We start from the raw sequence: 17,907 nt of genomic DNA, 5'->3' as shown, positions 1-17,907 counted from the left end.
CAGCACTAACCTCTACCTGCCACACCGGCGCCGAGCCCTGCGGAGGCACTCATGAACAGGCAGAACGGGGCGCAACGCCCCTACGACGTCGTCCTCTTCGGTGCCACCGGCTTCGTGGGCGCCCTCACCGCCGAACATCTCGCCGCCCACGCGCCCGCCGGCTGCCGCTGGGCCGTGGCCGGTCGCGACCGGGCCAAGCTGGAACGGCTGCGCGAACGCCTCACCGCCGTCGACCCGCGTTGCGCGGACCTCCCGCTGCTGCACGCCGACGCGGACGACGCTCACTCACTGCGCGAACTGGCCGAATCCACCCATGTGGTGGCCACGACCGTGGGCCCCTATGTCTGGTACGGCGAGCAGCTGGTCGCGGCCTGCGCCGAGGCCGGGACGGACTACGCGGACCTCACCGGCGAGGCGGAGTTCGTGGACCGGATGTATCTGCGGCACGACGCGCGGGCCCGCGAGACCGGGGCCCGGATCGTGCACGCCTGCGGATTCGACTCGGTACCGCACGACCTCGGGGTGTACTTCACCGTCCGGCAACTGCCGCGGGACGTTCCGCTGACGATCGACGGATTCGTCCGCAGCAACGCCGTCTTCTCCGGCGGCACATTCGCCTCCGCGCTCACGGCGATGGGCCGCGGCCCCCGGATGCTGCGCGCCGCGCGGGAGCGCGGATTGCACGAACCCCGCCTGGTCGCCCGCCGTGCCCGCGCCCCGCTCGGCACGCCGCACTTCAGTCCGGAGACCGGTACATGGGCGCTGCCGCTGCCGACACTGGACCCACAGGTCGTCAGGCGTTCGGCGCGGCTGCTCTCCCATTACGGCCCCGATTTCCGCTACCGCCACTTCGCCTCCGTGAAGCATCTGCCGGTGGCGCTGGGCGGTACGGCCGCGCTCGCCGCTCTCCTGGGTGCGGCGCAGATTCCGGCGGCACGGTCCTGGCTGATGGACCGCTATGAGCCGGGGCGGGGGCCGGACGCGGAGCGCAGGCGGCGTAGTTGGTTCACCGTGCGCTTCGTCGGCGAAGGCGGCGGGCACCGGGTGTTCACCGAGGTGTCGGGCGGCGACCCCGGTTACGACGAGACGGCGAAGATGCTCGCACAGTCCGCGCTCTGCCTCGCCCTGGACGAGTTGCCGTCGACATCCGGGCAGGTCACGACGGCCGTCGCGATGGGTGACGCGCTGCTGGGGCGGCTGCGCGCGGCCGGACTGCGCTTCCGGGTCGCGGCGGCCCGCTGAGCGGGACGGGGCGGTCCGGGCGGCCGGGGGGCGCCGGCGCCCAGGGACGGGTCAGAGCGCCCAGGCCACCAGCGTGCAGATCATCGACACGGCCCAGACCGCTCCCGCGAGCATGCCGAGGGTCATCCCGACCGCCACCCGGCGCTGGGCGAGGTAGACGGTGCCTGGTCGTGTGGGCGTTCGATGTTCGGTCATGTGTACCAGTCTGCCCGTCATGATCGGCGGGTGTTATCCGTACACATACTCAGATACTCAGGCGGTCGCTTCCCCAAGGGCCCGGCGGCACAGCGCGTCGGCCCTCCGGGTGGTCTCCGGCTGGCGGAAGTCGCGGGCCAGGCGCAGGGTGTGGGCGCAGGCGTTGTCGAGCCCGGTCCGGTGTCCGACGGACACGAAGACCGGCTTGACGCCGTCCTGGGTGCGCAGCGCCCGGCCCACCACCTCCTCGCCGTCGAGCAGCGGCGACCAGTCGCCCCGGCGGCTGCCCGGCTGCTCGTACGAGAAGGTGAACGGGTTCTTGGCGACGCCGATCACCGGGAGTCCGGTGAGCACCCCGAGATGGCTGGCGAGTCCGAGACGGCGCGGGTGCGCCTGCCCGTAGCCGTCGCAGACCACGAGTCCGGGGTCGACGGGAAGCGATTCCAACGCGTCCAGCACGGTGGGGATCTCGCGGAAGGCGAGGAGTCCGGGAACGTACGGGAAGGTGACCCGGCCGACCGCGGTGGCCTCGGCCACCACGTCGAGCGTCGCCGCGTCGAGCACGACCGCTGCCGCCACGACGACATCGCGCTCGTCGTCATAGGCGACATCGACCCCGGTGACCCTGCCGGTACCGGGCGGCGGGCCCATCTCGTCGAGCACCACCCGCGGGCGCAGCAAGTCCTGGATCGCGCGGGCTTCGACCTCGTCGGCGGGCGTCTGGAGGGTTGCCATAGTGCTGTCGAGTCTAATGGCTGCCCCGAAACCCCTGGCGGGCGCGGTTCTGGACGTACGCGGAAGTCCCTCCGCCTCGCGATGCACCCGCATCCGACGCCGCGCGCCGGTCCACCAGGGATTACGGGACGGTCCTTGGGGCGGCCGACCCGATGGTCCGGCCCCGTTCCGCGGGTCCGGCGGATCACGGCCGGACCGGCGGTTCGGTGACGGGCCCGTCGGGAGCGCGGCCGGGCCGGCCTCGCGCTCGTGCCGTAGCCTGACGATCATGTTCGTACTGGAGCTGACCTACACCGCACCCGTCGAGCGCGTCGACGCGCTGCTGCCGGACCATGTCGCCTGGCTGGACGCACAGTACGCGCAGGGGGTGTTCATCGCGTCGGGCCGCAAGAACCCGCGCGACGGCGGGGTGATCCTGGCGGTGGGGGGTGATCGCGCGCGGATCGAGCGGATCGTGGCGCAGGACCCGTTCACCGCGCAGGGCGTGTGCGCCTACCGGATCACGGAGTTCACCGCGACGAAGACCTCGGACGAACTCGCCCCGTACCGGGAGCAGTTGCCCGGGTAACGGATACCCGGGCCCCGCCTCCTTCGATCACCGAACAGGTCACTGCCGCGACCCGGCCGGCCCCGTTCAGCCGTCGGCGTCCCGGATCCCCCCGCGCGCCACTCGTCCCTTCTCGCCTGCGGCCCAGCAGCCGCCGTCCGGTGTGCAGTCGACCGTGTCGTACGACCCCGTGTCGACCGTGCGCCAGGTGCGGCCACCGTCGGCGGTGAGGTCCGTGCCGGTCGGACCGACCGCCAGCGCACCCGACCTGCTGTGCGGCAGCCAGGCGACGCCCGAGCGATAGGCGGCCGTCGGGTTGGCGGACGGCTGCCAGCTGCGACCGCCGTCGACCGTCACCGCCGAGGCGTGCGGGGACGGCAGGCCGGCCCCGTAGTCGCCGCCGACCGCGATGCCGTGGCGGCGGTCGCGGAAGGCCAGTCCGAAGACACCGCGTGCCGGGGCGCCGGCGGGGATCGTCGATTCGGTCGCGGTCCAGGTCAACCCGCGGTCGGCGGAGTGCAGCACCCGGGCGGTGGCGGCGCCCCCGGTCGCCAGCCAGACATCCTTGGGCCCCGATGCGACCAGGCACTGACCACTGGCGGCGAACGACGCCTCATCGGCCTGGGCGTCCGGCATGCCCGCGCTGGGCAGCACCCGCCAGCTCCGGCCGCCGTCCTCGGTCGACAGGATGCGGTACTTGCCGTCCACGGGGTCGCTCATCGCGAGTCCGTGCCTGCTGTCGAAGAAGGTGAGGCAGTCGTAGAAGGCGCGGGCGTCGGTGTTACGGAACGACTCCGTCCAGGTCGCTCCCCCGTCGTCCGTGCGCAGCACCCTGGAGGCCTCGCCCTCCCCGATGGCCAGCGCCACCGCGCGGCGGGCGTCGAACGCCTCGATGTCGCGGAACTCCAGCGCCTCCTGGGGCGCGCCCGGCGGTGACACATCGCGCCAGTGGTGGCCGCCGTCGGTGGTGCGCAGCACCGTCCCCTTCGAGCCGGCGACCCAGGCGGTACGACGGCTGACGGCGGCGAGTCCGCGGAAGCGGGCGTCGGTCCCGGTCACGGTGAGCTGCCAGGTCGCCGGTTCGCCCGGCCGGTGCCACTGCCCCGGTGTCGCCGCGGCTGCCGGCGTGGCCAGCGCGGTGGCCAGCGCCACCGCACTGAGCCCCCATGACATCAGTCGTCTCGTCTTTCCCTTGGCCCTCATGGCGCTGGAAGCTAGCCCACGAGCCGCGCGCCGTCCAGCGTGCGTCGGCCGGATTCGGGCACGCGACCGGTGCGACGGCACGCGGTGATGCAACTCACGCCGCCCTCCGGTGCACGGATGAGGCGATTGCGTCGTCTCCATCAGTGCCGTGAGCCGTTCGTCCGGCCGAGAAAGGGAGCAGGTCTTGTCCACCGTCATCGAGCAGTCCGTGCAGGCCCGCATGGTCGCATCCGCACCGCGGATGGAGACCCTTCCCGCCACTCTGCAGTACGACCGGAGGGATCCGTTCGCCGTGCGCATGGCGTTCCCCGCGACGGCGACCCTGGAAGGCACCGAGGTGTCGTGGGAGTTCTCCCGCGAACTGCTCGCGGCCGGAATGGACGCGGCCGCCGGTGTCGGGGACGTGCGCATCAGGCCGTTCGGATACGACCGCACCGTCCTGGAGTTCCATGCCGACGAGGGAATCGCGATGGTCCACGTCCGCACCGCGGAGCTGCGTCGTTTCCTTGAGCGGGCGCAGGAACTGGTGCCGGCCGGCGACGAGCACCGGTTCCTGGACCTCGACCGGGGTCTGACCCATCTGCTCGGCGGGTCCTGCTGACCGGGCGTCGGGCGGGGAGGTGTTGTCACGCGGCGCCGATGGCGCTCTCGCCCGGCGGGATTTGTGGTGACACATCGCGGCCGAGGGGCGGCGGGCATGCACGGTGAGGAACGGTCGGCGACGGGGTCAGTGGTGGAGTAAGGCCCAGGTCTTGCAGCCGCCGGACGGGGTCAGCGCCGGGGCCAGTCCCCAGTCCCCGCCGTGCGCATCGACCGCGGCCGCCAGCAGCCACATGCTTTCGCTCCGGCGTTCCCGGCAGGTCTCGGACTTCTCGGTCGAGCCGTGGGACGGATGCTGGTCGTAGAGGGTGACGCGCAGCGCGTCGAACTGCCAGTGCACCCGTAGCAGCATCTCCCGGTCGGGGGTGAACCGGTAGGCGGCCGCGACCAGTTCGGAAGCGGCGAGGACGGCCGTTTCGCGGAATTCCGCGAGCCCGTGCCGGGTGAGGAGCTCACCCACGGCACTTCGTGCGAGACCGGCGCAGAAGGCGCCGCCCGGCAGTGCGAACGAATAGCTGAGGTTGTCCGCCACCGGAGGATGGGGGCCGGCCGGCGTGAGGGCCGGAAGACAACGCAGTGCGCCCTTCATCAAGATGCTCACATTTCCGGTAATTGTGTTAACGATCACACATAGGCGCGGTCGCCCCGTGTGAGACTTGCGCTACCGACCGTAGCGCACACCGGAGCACAGTGCTACTACTTGTGCCGTTCCGGTCGTTTCGCTCAACCCGCCCCCTCGGAAGGACATTTGCCGTGCCGCCCAGAAGCACCCCGACCGCCCGGCAGCAGCGCCTCGGGCACGAACTGCGCAAGCTGCGCGAGCAGTCGGGAATGTCGGTGCAGCAGGCCGCCGCCCTGCTGGGCGTCGACCGCACCCGCATCCCGAACATCGAATCCGGCCGCTTCGGCATCAGCGCCGAGCGGGTCCGCACCCTCGCCTTCAACTACGGCTGCCCGGACACCGGTCTGGTCGACCTGCTCGCCGAGATCGCCCAGGAGCGGGCCCGGGGATGGTGGGAGGAGCATCGCGGACTGCTGCTGCCCGGACTGCTCGACATCGCCGAACTCGAATATCACGCGGTGGAGTTGACGACATCGACCACCACGCACATCCCCGGCCTGCTGCAGACCGAGGAACACGCCCGAGCGGTGTTCGACACGGCCGATCCGCAACTGCCCGGCCCGGACCTGATGGCCCGGCTCTCCCTGCGGCTGCGCCGCAAGGAGGTGCTGAGGCGGGACCGGCCACCGCTGTACGAATCGATCGTCCACGAGGCGGCGCTGCGCATGCAGTTCGGCGGGCCCAAGGTGGCCAGGGCGCAGCTGGACCACATCGTCGACCAGTCCGAGCGGGACCGGATCACGGTCCGGGTGATCCCGTTCACCGCCGGCGGCTTCCCGGGCGCCGGCCAGTCGTTCACCTATGTGGGCGCCGCGATACCCCAGCTCGACACCGTGCAGCTCGACTCCTCGCACGGTTCGATGCTGCTGGACTCGGACATGCAACTGCGGCGGTACCGGGGCCTGTTGGAGCGTCTGCGTACGCTGGCGCTGCCGGTCGAGGAATCGCGCGACTTCATCCGATCCATAGCCCAGGACCTCTGAGGAGAGAGAACATGACCGACATCTGCTGGGACGAGGCCTTCTGCAGCGAAGGCGCCAATTGCTTCCGCTTCGGACTCGACGACCAGGGCAGGGCGTACATCGGCAGCACCACGGACACCGGAGCCTATGTCAGCGACTCCATGGAGGCGCTGCGGGCGCTGATCTCCGCGGTGAAGTCCGGCGCGGCGGACCATCTGCTCTGACCGTCCCGCCCCACCGTGCCTCCGCCCCCGCACGCGTTCGCTCCGAGTACGCCGACAACTCCGAGCGCCCCACCGGCGGGGCCGGCGCGTCCGGTCCTGGAGAAGATCCCACCCGCCCGGAAAATCCGGACAGAAGCTGTCGGGTATCGCCGTTAGCTTCGGGCGCATGGATCGGAAACAGGACCGGAGCATCGTCATCACCGGAGCACGCGCGAACAATCTGCGCAATGTCTCCCTCACCGTCCCCAAGGAGCGGATCACCGTCTTCACCGGAGTCTCCGGGTCGGGCAAGTCGTCGATCGTCTTCGACACGATCGCCGTGGAGTCGCAGCGCCAACTGAACGAGACCTTCACCTGGTTCATCCGCAACAGGCTGCCGAAGTACGAGCGGCCCCATGCCAATTCCATCGACGACCTCTCCGTGGCGGTGGTCGTCGACCAGAAGCCGATCGGCGGCAACGCCCGCTCCACCGTCGGCACAACGACCGACATCTGGTCCGTGATCCGGGTGCTGTTCTCGCGGTACGGGACACCGAGTGCGGGCCCCGCGACCGCGTACTCCTTCAACGATCCCGCGGGAATGTGCCCGGAGTGCGACGGTGTGGGGCGCACGGTCCGTCTCGACATCGACCGGGCGATCGACGTCACGAAGTCGCTCAACGAGGGCGCGCTGCTGCTGCCGGGGCTCTCGGTGGGCAGCTGGGAATGGCAGTTGTACGCGGGCTCGGGGCGCTTCGACAACGACAAGCCGCTCGCCGAGTTCACCGAGGAGGAGCTCCGGCTCCTGCTCCACGGAGGAGGATTCACCGTACAACTGCAGCTGAAGTCGAAATCCGCCGAGATGCGGTTCGAGGGGATCGTCGAGCGGTTCACCCGGCTCCATCTGAAACGGGACACGGAGGCACTCTCCGAGCGGCGGCGCGAGGCCGCCCTGCGATTCACCACGGAGTCGGTCTGCGCGTCCTGCGGTGGCGCGCGGTTGAACGCGGCGGCACTCGCCACCCGTGTCGACGGGCTCACCGTGGCCGACTACGGGCGCATGGAGGTGGCCGATCTGGTGGAGGTACTGGCCCGGATCGACGATCCGGTGGCCGGTCCGATCGCCTCGGCCGCACGCGAACGGCTGGAGCGTCTGGTGGGCATCGGCCTCGGCTATCTCAGCCTGGACCGGGAGACCACCACCCTGTCGGGCGGGGAGGGGCAGCGGCTCAAGATGGTCCGGCACCTGGGCAGTTCGCTGACCGGGCTGACGTTCGTCTTCGACGAGCCGAGCGTGGGCCTGCATCCGCGCGACGTCGGCAGGCTGAACGATCTCCTGGTACGGCTGCGCGACCGGGGCAACACGGTCGTCGTCGTCGAGCACGACCCGGACGTGATGGCTGTCGCGGACCACATCGTCGACATGGGGCCGGGAGCGGGCAGCGACGGCGGACACGTCGTGTTCGAAGGCCCGGTGAACCGGTTGCGCGAGGCGGACACCCTCACCGGCCGATGCCTGCGCCGCCGGATGCCGCTGAAGGAGACCGTCCGCTCCCCCACCGGGTGGCTGCCGGTGACGGGCGCCGCGCTGCACAACCTCAAAGGGGTGGACGTGGCGTTCCCCGAGGGTGTGCTGACAGTCGTGACGGGGGTCGCCGGATCCGGGAAGTCGACGCTGGTCTCCCGGGTGTTCACGGCGGCGTACCCGGACACGGTGGTGATCGACCAGGGCGCGATCACCGCGTCGTCCCGCTCCACCCCGGCCTCGTACATCGGCGCGCTGAACGCCATCCGCAAGATCTTCGCCAGGGAGAACGGTGTCGATCCGGGTCTGTTCAGCTTCAACTCCGCCGGGGCGTGCGGGCAGTGCGCGGGCCGCGGCATCATCTGCACCGATCTCGCCTTCATGGACCCGGTGACCACCACCTGCCAGGTGTGCGAGGGGCGGCGCTTCCACGACGACGTGCTGAAGCACCGGGTCGGTGGCGCGTCCATCGTCGATGTCCTGGAGATGACGGCCGCGCGGGCGGCCGAGCTCTTCGACGACCCGGCGCTGCTGCGGAAGCTGCGCACGCTCGACGACGTCGGCCTGACCTATCTGACGCTGGGACAACCGCTCAGCACGCTCTCCGGCGGTGAGCGCCAGCGCATCAAGCTCGCCACCCGGCTCCACCGCACGGGCAGTGTCTACGTCCTGGACGAGCCGACGACCGGACTGCACATGGCGGACACCGGCACGCTCGTCGAACTGCTGGACCGTCTGGTCGACAGCGGCAACAGCGTGATCTGCGTGGAGCACAACCTCGATGTGCTCAAACGCGCGGACTGGGTGATCGACCTCGGCCCGGAGGGCGGCAGGAACGGCGGCGAGCTGGTCTTCGAGGGGACCCCGACGGCGCTGCTCGCCAATCGCACCTCCTTCACGGCCGAACACCTGCGCCGGGACCTGGGGTCGGCGCACCCGGGCGACGGCGGGTGAGAGCGCCTTCGCGGATCCGGCCGCCCCGACGCGCCCCTTCATCCGTGCATCCGAGGGAGGTCCGGCACGTTCCACAGTCGGGCGGAGTGACAGCCTCCGCCGCTCACGACCTGCGTACATAACGATACGTAATCGGGCATCGCGGGGGCCGGCTTGGCGGTGGCCTTACTGCCGCTTTAACCTACGGTCTCGTAACCTACGTTCCCGTAGGTACTTCTCCCGTCCCCAGGAGTCCCCGTGACGATCACCGCTCCCCACCTCGGCAGTCCCCGGGCGTGGACCGACGCCCAGCTGCTCCACGCCCTGGAAGAGGTGGTGGAGAAGGAGCTCAACCGCCATCTCAAGGTCGCCAAGGACTGGATGCCCCACGAGTACGTGCCGTTCTCCGACGGGCGGAACTTCCCGGGCGTCTTCGAGGACGGTGAGGCCTGGCGGGCCGACCAGTCCAAGGTCACCGACATCGGCAAGGTCGCGCTGGTCGTGAATCTGCTGACCGAGGACAACCTCCCCAGCTACCACCACGAGATCGCCTCCCTCTTCGGCCGTGACGGCGCCTGGGGCACCTGGGTGCACCGCTGGACCGCGGAAGAGGGCCGGCACGGCATCGTGATGCGCGACTATCTGCTCACCTCGCGCGCCGTCGACCCGGACAAGCTGGAGCAGTTCCGGATGGCGCACATGGCGGACGGCTTCGAGTCCGACAACCGTCACTCGATGCTGCACTCCGTGGCGTACGTCGCCTTCCAGGAGCTGGCCACCCGCGTCTCGCACCGCAACACCGGCCATCAGTCGGGCGACCCGGTCTGCGACCGCATGCTGGCGCGGATCGCGACCGACGAGAACCTGCACATGGTCTTCTACCGCAACCTCCTCGGCGCGGCCTTCGAACTCGCCCCGGATCTGACCATGCAGGCCGTGCGTGACGTCGTCGTCAACTTCCGGATGCCCGGTCACGGCATGCCGGGCTTCGAGCGGGCCGCGGCACAGATGGCGATCGGCGAGATCTACAACATGCGCATCCATCACGACGACGTGATCCAGCCGGTGCTTCGCTACCTGAAGGTCCTCAGCATCGACGGTCTGGGCCCCGAGGGGCTGCGGGCGCAGGAGGAGCTGGGCCTGTACATGGGCGGTCTGGACAGCGAGGCGGCGAAGTTCGACGAGAAGCTCGCTGCCCGCAAGGCACGGATGGCCGCGCGCGCCGGGGCCTGACGCCCCGTCCGTTGCTCCCGGGCCGCCGGACGGGCCACATGTCGGCCGTCCTGTCCGGCGGCCGGGGCCGGGCGCCCCCGTCCGGCTCACATCGTCGCGTGCAGATCCTGCGCGTAGTGCTCGATAGCGCGTCGGTACTGGCGCACGTGCGGATCCTCGCTGGTGGCGGCGAGCAGTTCCAGCAGCAGCCGGCTGGATTCATGATGCTCGCCGGTGTTGAAGAGGGCCATGGCGAGGAAGGTCCGCAACGCCCCGTCGTCGGGGAACTCCTCGACACCGCCGCGCAGCACCTCGACGGCTCTGCGATGGTGTCCGAGCACCCGATGCGTACTCCCGAGACCGAGCAGCGCGCCCCTGCGGTCCTCCTCCGACAGCCCGGTCCCGTCCAGACAGCGCTCGTAGAACGGCACGGCCTCCGCTTCCAGACCGAGCACATCGTGGGCCCAGGCCGTCTGGTAGGCCACTTCGGCATCCGTGGGGAAGGCGGCGCAGAGGGCGAGCAGTCGCTGTCGGGCTTCTTCCGCGCGCCCTTCGGTGCGCAGGCGTACGGCCGTCGCGAGCAGAGCGTCCCTGTCGTGATCGTTCATGCGGACATCCTCCCAGGCCGCCGCGGCCTGTCGGGCTGCGGGGACCGGCGGCCCGCACGCGTGCGAGCGGCCGGTGCGCCGGTCGCGGCGGCCCGTCGCGCGGTCGGGTCGGGTTCAGGCCCGGTCGCGACCCGTTCTGCGCAGCCGCTCCCGCTCCTTCTCGGAGAGGCCGCCCCATACGCCGAAGCGCTCGTCGTTGGCGAGGGCGTACTCCAGGCACGCCTCGCGCCCCTCGCAGGCGTTGCAGAGCTGCTTGGCCTCACGTGTGGAGCTGCCGGGAGCAGGAAAGAAGAACTCGGGCCCCGCCTGCGCGCACAGCGCCGTCTCCTGCCAGGCGAGCGCGGGGTCGGCCGCGGTGTTGATCAGCATGGAACCAACCGTGCCCGGTCGCGATAAACGACTGATCAACGCCTCATCAATACGGCGCGCCGGTGGCTTCCGGTCAGTCTCCCGGCGTGGGCGCACTCTTGATCAGGGCGAATTCCGCACCGTCCGGATCGGCGACATCGGCGAAAGTGCCCACGCCTTCCATCTCCAGCGGCTCCAGTGTCGGTTTGCCGCCCAGCCGCTCCACGTCCGCGACGGCGGCGTCGCAGTCGTCGACCTCGAAGTACGGCAGCCAGTGCGGTCCGGCGACCGCGCGTGTCGCAACGGCGTCGAGCGGCACCAGGCCGCCGAAACCGGCCTCCTGCCCGCCGCCCCCGGCCCGGATCACCGTATAGGACCCGCCGCCTCCCGGGAACGGTGTCAGTCCGGTCTCCCATCCGAACACGGCGCCGTAGAACGCGGCGGCCGCCGGGACGTCCGGGGTGTACAGCTCGACCCAGCACAGGGAGCCCGCGACCCCCACGGCGCCGAGGCCGGGATTCTCCTTCGGCTGCCAGACACCGAAGAACGCCCCAGCCCGGTCCTTGAAACCGGCCGTCCTGCCGAAGTCCGGAACATCTCTCGGGGCGAACGGAACGCTGCCGCCGGCCCGCTCGACCGCCTGCGCCGTGGCATCGGCGTCCGGTGACCGGAAATACACCGACCAGGACGGCTTCGCCTGCTCCTCGCTGATCTCCTTCGCGCCGCCGACCGTCCTCCCGTCCAGGGTGAACATGCCGTGACCGCCGGTCTCCGGACCCCCGGCCAGGAACTCCCAGCCGAACAGACCGGTGTAGAACGCGATGGCCCCGGCGAGGTCGGGCGTGGCCAGATCGATCCAGTTGGGCGCTCCGATGACAAAACGGGTGGTGAGCATGGCGAGCTCCTTCGGTGCGGCCCGTCGCGCGGTGCAGGCGCGTCGTCCCCGACGTTCCGAGTCTCGCACCGGGCACCGGCGACCGCAGCCCGCGCCCGCCAGACCTGCCGCGGCGCCTTACGCCGTACGGTGGCCCGCCGGCCACCGTACGGGGCGTCGGCCGCCGTGCCTCAGCTCTTCACCCCCAGTGCCGGAAGCACGGTCTCCGCCACCCGGTAGGCCTCCTCCAGCAGCGGGTTGCCGGAGAGGATGAAGGTGTCGACGCCCAGGTCCTCGAACTCCTTGAGGCGCTCGATCACCTGGGCCGTCGAGCCGACGACCGCGGTGCCGGGGCCGGGACGGAAGAGACTCATGCCCGGCCACATGTTGGGGTGAGTCTCCAGTTCCCGGGCGCGGGCGGGGACCCTGCCGCCGTGCTGGCGGAACTGGCGCTGCCAGCCCACGCCGTCCTCGCCCGCGCGGTCGCCGAGCATGCGTGCGTACGTCGCGTCACTCGTGACGTCGAGGAGACGGTCGGCCGCCGCCCAGGCCTCGTCCTCCGTGTCGCGGACGATCAGGTGCAGGCGCAGACCGATCCTGAGCGTGCGGCCGTGGGCGGCGGCGCGGGCCCTGACCTTCTCCAGCTTCTCCTTGAGCAGGTGCGGCGGTTCGCCCCAGGTCAGGAAGACATCGACGTGCTCGGCCGCCATCTCGATACCGGGGTCGGAGGAGCCGCCGAACCAGAGCGGGATGTGCGATTCCTGGACCGGTTTCAGCTCCCCGAAGGACGCGCCCGCGTTCTTCAGATCGTAGAAGCGCCCCTTGTGGTCGAAGACCTCGCCGGCCGTCAGCCGCTTCACGATCGACCAGTACTCGGCGCTCAGCTCGTACCGCTCGTCGTGCTCCACGTGGAGTCCGTACTCCTGGAGCGATCTGGTCGAGCCGTTGACGACGTTGAAGCGGAGTCGGCCGCCGAAGAGGGTGTCGAAGCTGAGGGCCATCTTGGCGAGCAGGGTGGGCGAGATCAGGCCGGGGTGGACGGCCAGCAGGGGCTTGAACCTGGTGCTGGTGGAGGCGGCGAGCGCGCTGCCGAGCGGCCAGACGTCGTACAGGTCGGTGGCGAGCAGCGCACCGCTGTAGCCGAGGCGTTCGACCGTGCCGGCGAGCTGGGCGAGGTAGCCGAGATCCACCGGCCGCCGCCCTTCGGGCTCCCAGGGGTAGGCGCCTTCGCGCGGGATGACGTACCAGAGGACTTCGGTCGCCATGTCGTCACGCCGCCTTGTCGGCGAGGGCACCGGCGCGGGCGTGGGCGACAGTGACCGGCCGGTCGATGAAGCCGGTGCGGTGGAAGATGTCCGCCGCCTCCTGCTGCTCGGCGATGAAGGCGTCGGTGACGGGCTCGATCCTCCAGGGCAGGGTGCGCAGCGCGGTCTCCCAGTCGTCGGCGGATCCGCCGAGGTCGGCGGCGGCGATCTCGGCGGCCTGTCGGGGATGGGCCGCCGCCCAGTCGTCGGCGCGCCGCAGGGCGCGGGTGAGCGCCTCGATGATCTCGGGCCGGCTTTCGGCCAGGTCCCGGCGGGCGAAGAAGACGGAACGGTCGGTGATGACGTCGCCGGTACGGATCAGGGTGCGCAGCCCTCCGGTGCGACGGGCCGCGGCGAGCTGGGCGCCCTGCGCGACCCAGGCGGCGATGGCACCGGTGCGCAGCAGTTCCTCGCTGTCGTCGCCGCTGCGGGCGGCGGTGATGTCGTCGGCGTAGGAGAGCCCGGCGTCGTCGAGCGCCTTGGCGATCAGATGGGTCTGCCAGGAGCCGATCGCGAGGTGGACGGTGGCACCCTCGAGGTCGGCGACGGTCCGTACGGGACTGTCCTCGGGGACGAGGAGCGCGCCGTGTTCGGGACGCGGGGCGGAGACGGCGGTGTACACGATGTCGTGGCCCGCCGCCTGGGCGGTGACGGGCGGCGTGGAGCCGGTGCCGCCGAAGTCGATGACGCCCTGACTGAGGAGTTCGCCGGTGCGGACGCCGTTGGTGTACGGGTGGAAGACGACGCTCTCGCCGAGCGGGGCCAGTTCCTCCTGGGCCAGGCCCAGCCGGGAGAGGTGGTACAGGTGGTAGAGGGACGGATTGCTGCTGTGCACTCCGATGGTGATGGTCATTCAGATCACTCCGGCTTCGGTGCGTTCGGGGGCGGTCGAGGGATGTGAGGGGCGCGGGGTCGTCTCGACCCCGAGATCGTCGAGGAGCCGTCGGCGCAGGGCCGAGAACGCGGGGTCGCCGGGGTCGCGCGGCCGGTCGACGGTGACGGGCTCGTCGGTGACGAGCCGGCCATCGCGCAGGACGGCGACCCGGTCGGCGAGCCGTACCGCTTCGTCGACGTCGTGGGTGACGAGGAGGACGGCGGGCCGGTGTCTGCGGCACAGCTCCCCCACCAGGTCCTGCATCTTCAGCCGGGTCAGGGCGTCGAGTGCGGCGAACGGCTCGTCCAGCAGGAGCAGTTCGGGTTCACGGACCAGGGCGCGGGCGAGTGCGACCCGCTGGGCCTCGCCGCCGGAGAGGGTGGCGGGCCAGGCGTCGGCGTGCCGTTCCAGACCGACTTCGGCCAGGGCCCGCAGCCCGTGCCCAGAGCGGCCGCGCGGCAGCGCCACCGTCACATTGGCGAGGACCTTCTTCGACGGCACGAGCCGGGGCTCCTGGAAGACGACGGTGCGCGCCCGGGGGACGAGGACCTCTCCCTCGTCGGCGCCGTCGAGTGCGCCCAGGATGCGCAGCAGCGTCGTCTTGCCGCTACCGCTGGCGCCGAGCAGGGCGACGAACTCGCCCCGCGCGATGTCCAGTCCGAGTCCGTCGAGCACGGCACGGTCGCCGAACACGCGGCGCAGTGCGCGTACCCGTACCGCCGGTGCAGGGGTCGGGTCGGTCATCGGCGGGCTCCTTGCGTGGTGCGCCAGGGCATCAGCACACGCTCCAGCAGCCGCACGACGATGTCGGCGGTGAGGCCGAGCAGCCCGTAGACGAGGATGCAGACGGCGAGGATGTCGGTGCGGGCGTAACTCTGTGCCTGGGACATCAGATAGCCGATGCCGGCCGTCGCGTTGATCTCCTCGGCGGCGATCAACGCGATGACACTGAGCGTCATGGAGAGCCGCAGTCCGGCGAGCAGGGAGGGCAGGGCTCCGGGAAGGACGACTTCGCGTACGAGGGCGAGCCGGCCCATGCCGAAGCTGCGCATGGCCTCGACGAGCTTGGGGTCGGTGTTGCGCACTCCGCTCGATGTCGACACGTACATCGGGAAGGTGGTGGCGACGGCGATGAGCAGGATCTTCGCCGTCTCGTTGATCCCGAACCAGACCATGAACAGGGGAACCAGGGAGAGAAAGGGAATGGTGCGCAGGGTCTGCAGGGAGGAGTCGAGAAGTTCGTCGCCGAGGCGGGTGAATCCGGTGGTGATCCCGAGGGTCAGCCCGGCGGCGAGCCCGATGAGCAGGCCGAGTCCGGAGCGGGTGAGGGAGGTGCTGAGCGCGTCGGGCAGCTGCCCGTTGCCCCACAACTCCCCCACGGCGTGCAGCACTTCGACGGGGGATGCCAGTACGTCGGGGGTGAGGAGCCCGGTGGCCGATGCCGCCCACCAGAGTGCGAGGAGGGCGATCGGGCCGAGCGCCCGGACGGTCAGGGAGCAGGTCCGGCTGCGTGCCCGGCGCCGCTCGGGGCGCGGTCGGACGAGGCCCGGATGCAGGGCGGCGTCGCTCATGTCAGCTTCTCGATGTCGAGGAGGTGGGCGGCGATGTCGACCTCGGTCGTGGTGACCTTCTGTTCGGCGTAGAAGGCGGCGACGGCCTCGAAGCGCTTGATGTCCTCGGGGCCGATGGGTCCGACCGTGCCCCCCTTGCGGGTGAAGTCGGTCTGGACCTGCTTCGCCCTGCCGGTGACGGCGGTCGGTCCCACGTCGGTGAAGACATTGAGGTACGCGGCGGGGTCCTGCTTCTCCTTGGCACTGGCGTCGCGGAGGTACCGGTAGAACGCCTTCACAACCTTCGGGTGCTGCTCCGCGAAGCCCGTGCGTACGGCGTTGAGGCTGTAGTTGTCGGAGCCGATCGCGGCGCCGTCGGCGACGAAGTGCGCCTTGCCGGTGCCGATTTCGGCGACGGCGTAGGTCGCCCAGACGGCCCAGGCGTCGACCTTGCCCGCGTTGAAGACGGCGGCTGTCTGGTCGGGGCGCAGATAGACCCGCTTGACCTTGTCGGCGGGGACACCGGCCTCGGCGAGCGCCTTCAGCAGCAGGTATTCACCGGTTCCCCCCTGGTTGACGGCGACCTTCCTGCCGACCAGGTCGGCGACCGATTCGATGCCGGAGCCGTTCTTGACGAGGATTCCCTCGCCCGCCGCGTCCGGGTCGGCGGCGGTGAAGAACTTGAATCCGGGGCGCTGGGCGAGCGAGGTGATGCCCGAGGTGATGGAGCCGGTGGCGATGTCGAGCTGGTCGGCGTTCATCGCCTGGGCGGCCGGGGCGAAGGGCCCGGCGCTGCCGGTCCACCGCACCTTGGCACCGACCTCGGCGAGCGCCTTGTCGAGGCTGCCGTCCTTCTTGCCGAGGGCGAGCACGCCGGAGTTGCCGGGGTCGGGGATGCGGATGTCCACCGTGCCCCCGGCACCGGACCCTCCGCTGCCGTTGTCGGCCCCGGAGGTTCCGCACGCGGTCAGGGCGAGGAGTGCGGTGGTGGCGAGGAGCGCGCGGGCGACGGCCGTACGCAGTGGTCGGGGAAGCTTCATGGCGTTGGGGGTCCTCGTGGCTCAGGGGGTAGGGCGTGCGGAGGCGGCGGGGTGCCTGCGGGCGAGCGCGGTGGCGCGACGCAGCGGTTCGGGGTCGGCCCAGTCCATGACGTCGACGGGTTCGGGCAGGAAGCCGTGGGCGCGCAGCGCGGCCTCCTGTCCGGCGAGCAGGGCGAGGCGTTCCGGGGAGAGATCGGGGTGGAGGGCCAGGTGCGTGCCCGGCCGGTAGGCCCCGGCGACGCCCTCGGCGCCCGCCCCGGTCTCGGCGCCGAGGATCCGGGCGACCTCGCGGGGCTGTCCGGCGGCCCAGTCGGCGGCCCGGAGCAGGACGGCGAGGAAGCGGTCGACGAGATCGGGGTGGTCGTCGAGGAGCCGCTGATGGACGGTGATGGGGCGCGGGGTGCCGTTGTTGATCCGGAACCGGCGGTCGGGCAGTTCGTCGAGTTCGACGGCGATCTCGGCGCCCGCCCGCCGTGCGGCCTCGACGGCCAGTGCGCCCTTCACGTACACGGCGTCGACGTCACCGCGTCGCAGCGCCGCCAGCTCCGCCGCCCACTGGCCCTGGTGTTCCGCCGCGGGTACGTCGACGAGTGTGGCGTCGTCCAGTGCGAGTCCGGCACCGGCGAGCGCGCCCTCGAATCCGCGCAGGGCCATGGCCCGCCAGAAGTCGATGGCGATGTCGTGCACGGGGACGGCGAGCCGTAGCCCGCGCAGGGCCTCGACACCCCGGATTCCCGAGCCGGGCCCGACCAGAACGGTCTGCCGTTCCTCGATCCAGGTGAGACCGATCAGCCGGGTCCGCTCGCCGCGCGAACGGGCCCACAGGGCGGGAACGTTGCCGCCCTCACGGAAGAGGCCCGGCAGAGCATGGGTGAAGTGGGCGGCCCGGTCGGCGTCGGGCGCGGCGTCCTGGAGGGAGCGCACCGTGATGCCGTCGGGGGCGAACTCCTCGGTGAGCCACTGCCGGTCGGCGGCGATGCCGGTCGCGGTGGGGACGGGACAGCGGGTGAACCAGAGCGTCCTGGGCGGGACGGCATGCGTCATGGAGTCTTCCCGAGAGGTCGGTGAAGGGGATGGAGTCAGGGCGTGCGGCAGGTACGTCGGGGATGTGGGCACCGCGTACGGCGACAGGACCCGGGCCGCGTCGAGGGCGCGGCGGGCCATGGGAGAAGAAGCGCGGGGAAGAAAGGAGGGTCAGCGACAGACGGCGCTGGAGACCCGCGCCAGGTCGATGTGACGGCGCAGCGTGAGGGCGAGCAGGGCCGGAGCGGCGGGTGCGGAGGTCGCGGTTCGGCGGCCGGTCACGGCACTGCTCCCTTCTGCTCGTCGG

The 17,907-nt window shown here is 71.0% G+C and carries 21 protein-coding genes; 7 read left to right on the top strand and 14 right to left on the bottom strand.

Features of this window, described 5'->3' with window-relative positions; translation table 11 throughout:
• Positions 1-51: 51 nt before the first annotated feature.
• Complete coding sequence (locus tag ACIQCZ_RS31235) at positions 52-1,242, top strand: saccharopine dehydrogenase family protein (RefSeq protein ID WP_402287145.1); 1,191 nt, start codon at positions 52-54, stop codon at positions 1,240-1,242.
• A 51-nt stretch (positions 1,243-1,293) separates the two neighbouring features.
• On the opposite strand, the gene mmpA is transcribed toward ACIQCZ_RS31235, so the two are convergent.
• Both mmpA and ACIQCZ_RS31225 read right to left on the bottom strand, forming a co-directional pair.
• On the bottom strand, positions 1,294-1,437 hold the full coding sequence (mmpA, locus tag ACIQCZ_RS31230; RefSeq protein ID WP_402287143.1) for a morphogenic membrane protein MmpA: 144 nt from the start codon (positions 1,435-1,437) through the stop codon (positions 1,294-1,296).
• A 57-nt stretch (positions 1,438-1,494) separates the two neighbouring features.
• A complete protein-coding gene (locus ACIQCZ_RS31225) occupies positions 1,495-2,172 on the bottom strand; it encodes an endonuclease V (RefSeq protein WP_402287141.1) in 678 nt (225 codons plus the stop codon).
• A 268-nt stretch (positions 2,173-2,440) separates the two neighbouring features.
• On the opposite strand from ACIQCZ_RS31225, the gene ACIQCZ_RS31220 reads away from it, so the two are divergent.
• The gene (locus tag ACIQCZ_RS31220; RefSeq protein WP_402287138.1) at positions 2,441-2,740 is read left to right on the top strand and encodes a YciI family protein; all 300 of its coding nucleotides are present in this window, start codon (positions 2,441-2,443) and stop codon (positions 2,738-2,740) included.
• A 66-nt stretch (positions 2,741-2,806) separates the two neighbouring features.
• Here the strand turns inward: ACIQCZ_RS31220 and ACIQCZ_RS31215 are convergent, their stop codons facing one another.
• Positions 2,807-3,922 carry a WD40/YVTN/BNR-like repeat-containing protein gene (locus ACIQCZ_RS31215; RefSeq protein ID WP_402287135.1) on the bottom strand — a complete coding sequence of 372 codons (1,116 nt, stop codon included), beginning with the start codon at positions 3,920-3,922 and terminating at the stop codon, positions 2,807-2,809.
• A 184-nt stretch (positions 3,923-4,106) separates the two neighbouring features.
• Between ACIQCZ_RS31215 and ACIQCZ_RS31210 the strand changes: the two genes are divergently transcribed.
• Entirely contained in the window at positions 4,107-4,523 is a 417-nt protein-coding gene (locus ACIQCZ_RS31210) for an SsgA family sporulation/cell division regulator (protein WP_402287134.1), read from the top strand.
• A gap of 126 nt (positions 4,524-4,649) precedes the next feature.
• On the opposite strand, the gene ACIQCZ_RS31205 is transcribed toward ACIQCZ_RS31210, so the two are convergent.
• The gene (locus tag ACIQCZ_RS31205) at positions 4,650-5,054 is read right to left on the bottom strand and encodes an ATP-binding protein (RefSeq protein ID WP_351072712.1); all 405 of its coding nucleotides are present in this window, start codon (positions 5,052-5,054) and stop codon (positions 4,650-4,652) included.
• A 221-nt stretch (positions 5,055-5,275) separates the two neighbouring features.
• Between ACIQCZ_RS31205 and ACIQCZ_RS31200 the strand changes: the two genes are divergently transcribed.
• The 4 genes from ACIQCZ_RS31200 (at position 5,276) to ACIQCZ_RS31185 (ending at position 10,000) form a co-directional block, all read left to right on the top strand.
• Positions 5,276-6,127: a helix-turn-helix domain-containing protein gene (locus ACIQCZ_RS31200; protein WP_402287132.1), complete on the top strand. Its 852-nt coding sequence runs from the start codon at positions 5,276-5,278 to the stop codon at positions 6,125-6,127.
• An 11-nt stretch (positions 6,128-6,138) separates the two neighbouring features.
• Positions 6,139-6,330, top strand: a complete 192-nt coding sequence (locus tag ACIQCZ_RS31195) for a hypothetical protein (RefSeq protein ID WP_402287129.1) — start codon at positions 6,139-6,141, stop codon at positions 6,328-6,330.
• 166 nt (positions 6,331-6,496) lie between these two features.
• Positions 6,497-8,788: an ATP-binding cassette domain-containing protein gene (locus tag ACIQCZ_RS31190; protein WP_402287126.1), complete on the top strand. Its 2,292-nt coding sequence runs from the start codon at positions 6,497-6,499 to the stop codon at positions 8,786-8,788.
• Positions 8,789-9,025: 237 nt separating this feature from the next.
• Complete coding sequence (locus ACIQCZ_RS31185) at positions 9,026-10,000, top strand: acyl-ACP desaturase (RefSeq protein WP_376277969.1); 975 nt, start codon at positions 9,026-9,028, stop codon at positions 9,998-10,000.
• Between the two features lie 86 nt (positions 10,001-10,086).
• Here ACIQCZ_RS31185 and ACIQCZ_RS31180 read toward each other — a convergent pair whose 3' ends face one another.
• From ACIQCZ_RS31180 to ACIQCZ_RS31135, 10 genes are all read right to left on the bottom strand, one after another.
• Positions 10,087-10,587: a tetratricopeptide repeat protein gene (locus ACIQCZ_RS31180; protein ID WP_402287124.1), complete on the bottom strand. Its 501-nt coding sequence runs from the start codon at positions 10,585-10,587 to the stop codon at positions 10,087-10,089.
• Positions 10,588-10,701: 114 nt separating this feature from the next.
• Positions 10,702-10,956, bottom strand: coding sequence for a WhiB family transcriptional regulator (locus ACIQCZ_RS31175; RefSeq protein ID WP_351072723.1), 255 nt, complete (start codon positions 10,954-10,956; stop codon positions 10,702-10,704).
• A 73-nt stretch (positions 10,957-11,029) separates the two neighbouring features.
• Positions 11,030-11,830: a VOC family protein gene (locus ACIQCZ_RS31170; RefSeq protein ID WP_402287122.1), complete on the bottom strand. Its 801-nt coding sequence runs from the start codon at positions 11,828-11,830 to the stop codon at positions 11,030-11,032.
• Between the two features lie 170 nt (positions 11,831-12,000).
• On the bottom strand, positions 12,001-13,074 hold the full coding sequence (locus tag ACIQCZ_RS31165; protein WP_402287120.1) for an LLM class flavin-dependent oxidoreductase: 1,074 nt from the start codon (positions 13,072-13,074) through the stop codon (positions 12,001-12,003).
• A 4-nt stretch (positions 13,075-13,078) separates the two neighbouring features.
• A complete protein-coding gene (locus tag ACIQCZ_RS31160; RefSeq protein WP_402287118.1) occupies positions 13,079-13,966 on the bottom strand; it encodes an ABC transporter substrate-binding protein in 888 nt (295 codons plus the stop codon).
• Positions 13,967-14,731, bottom strand: a complete 765-nt coding sequence (locus tag ACIQCZ_RS31155; RefSeq protein WP_402287115.1) for an ABC transporter ATP-binding protein — start codon at positions 14,729-14,731, stop codon at positions 13,967-13,969.
• A complete protein-coding gene (locus tag ACIQCZ_RS31150) occupies positions 14,728-15,558 on the bottom strand; it encodes an ABC transporter permease (protein WP_402287113.1) in 831 nt (276 codons plus the stop codon). Before ACIQCZ_RS31150 ends, ACIQCZ_RS31155 begins: the two co-directional genes overlap by 4 nt.
• Entirely contained in the window at positions 15,555-16,577 is a 1,023-nt protein-coding gene (locus ACIQCZ_RS31145; protein WP_402287111.1) for an NrtA/SsuA/CpmA family ABC transporter substrate-binding protein, read from the bottom strand. Before ACIQCZ_RS31145 ends, ACIQCZ_RS31150 begins: the two co-directional genes overlap by 4 nt.
• A gap of 21 nt (positions 16,578-16,598) precedes the next feature.
• A complete protein-coding gene (locus ACIQCZ_RS31140; protein ID WP_402287109.1) occupies positions 16,599-17,621 on the bottom strand; it encodes an ABC transporter substrate-binding protein in 1,023 nt (340 codons plus the stop codon).
• A 150-nt stretch (positions 17,622-17,771) separates the two neighbouring features.
• Positions 17,772-17,882 (bottom strand): putative leader peptide, encoded by a 111-nt coding sequence (locus ACIQCZ_RS31135; RefSeq protein ID WP_402287106.1) that lies wholly within the window; start codon positions 17,880-17,882, stop codon positions 17,772-17,774.
• Positions 17,883-17,907: the final 25 nt, after the last annotated feature.

The sequence above is a fragment of the Streptomyces sp. NPDC093149 genome, assembly GCF_044754145.1.
In the GTDB taxonomy this organism is placed as follows: Bacteria; Actinomycetota; Actinomycetes; order Streptomycetales; family Streptomycetaceae; genus Streptomyces.
Note: the sequence above shows the minus strand (reverse complement) of the source record. Positions and strands in the feature narration are given on the sequence as shown.

Bases quoted from the DNA above. Each gene is read 5' to 3' on its own strand.
- ACIQCZ_RS31235 (WP_402287145.1), top strand. From the start codon at position 52: ATGAACAGGCAGAACGGGGCGCAACGCCCCTACGACGTCGTCCTCTTC.
- mmpA (WP_402287143.1), bottom strand. From the start codon at position 1,437: ATGACCGAACATCGAACGCCCACACGACCAGGCACCGTCTACCTCGCC.
- ACIQCZ_RS31225 (WP_402287141.1), bottom strand. From the start codon at position 2,172: ATGGCAACCCTCCAGACGCCCGCCGACGAGGTCGAAGCCCGCGCGATC.
- ACIQCZ_RS31220 (WP_402287138.1), top strand. From the start codon at position 2,441: ATGTTCGTACTGGAGCTGACCTACACCGCACCCGTCGAGCGCGTCGAC.
- ACIQCZ_RS31215 (WP_402287135.1), bottom strand. From the start codon at position 3,922: ATGAGGGCCAAGGGAAAGACGAGACGACTGATGTCATGGGGGCTCAGT.
- ACIQCZ_RS31195 (WP_402287129.1), top strand. From the start codon at position 6,139: ATGACCGACATCTGCTGGGACGAGGCCTTCTGCAGCGAAGGCGCCAAT.
- ACIQCZ_RS31190 (WP_402287126.1), top strand. From the start codon at position 6,497: ATGGATCGGAAACAGGACCGGAGCATCGTCATCACCGGAGCACGCGCG.
- ACIQCZ_RS31180 (WP_402287124.1), bottom strand. From the start codon at position 10,587: ATGAACGATCACGACAGGGACGCTCTGCTCGCGACGGCCGTACGCCTG.
- ACIQCZ_RS31175 (WP_351072723.1), bottom strand. From the start codon at position 10,956: ATGCTGATCAACACCGCGGCCGACCCCGCGCTCGCCTGGCAGGAGACG.
- ACIQCZ_RS31170 (WP_402287122.1), bottom strand. From the start codon at position 11,830: ATGCTCACCACCCGTTTTGTCATCGGAGCGCCCAACTGGATCGATCTG.
- ACIQCZ_RS31165 (WP_402287120.1), bottom strand. From the start codon at position 13,074: ATGGCGACCGAAGTCCTCTGGTACGTCATCCCGCGCGAAGGCGCCTAC.
- ACIQCZ_RS31160 (WP_402287118.1), bottom strand. From the start codon at position 13,966: ATGACCATCACCATCGGAGTGCACAGCAGCAATCCGTCCCTCTACCAC.
- ACIQCZ_RS31155 (WP_402287115.1), bottom strand. From the start codon at position 14,731: ATGACCGACCCGACCCCTGCACCGGCGGTACGGGTACGCGCACTGCGC.
- ACIQCZ_RS31150 (WP_402287113.1), bottom strand. From the start codon at position 15,558: ATGAGCGACGCCGCCCTGCATCCGGGCCTCGTCCGACCGCGCCCCGAG.
- ACIQCZ_RS31145 (WP_402287111.1), bottom strand. From the start codon at position 16,577: ATGAAGCTTCCCCGACCACTGCGTACGGCCGTCGCCCGCGCGCTCCTC.
- ACIQCZ_RS31140 (WP_402287109.1), bottom strand. From the start codon at position 17,621: ATGACGCATGCCGTCCCGCCCAGGACGCTCTGGTTCACCCGCTGTCCC.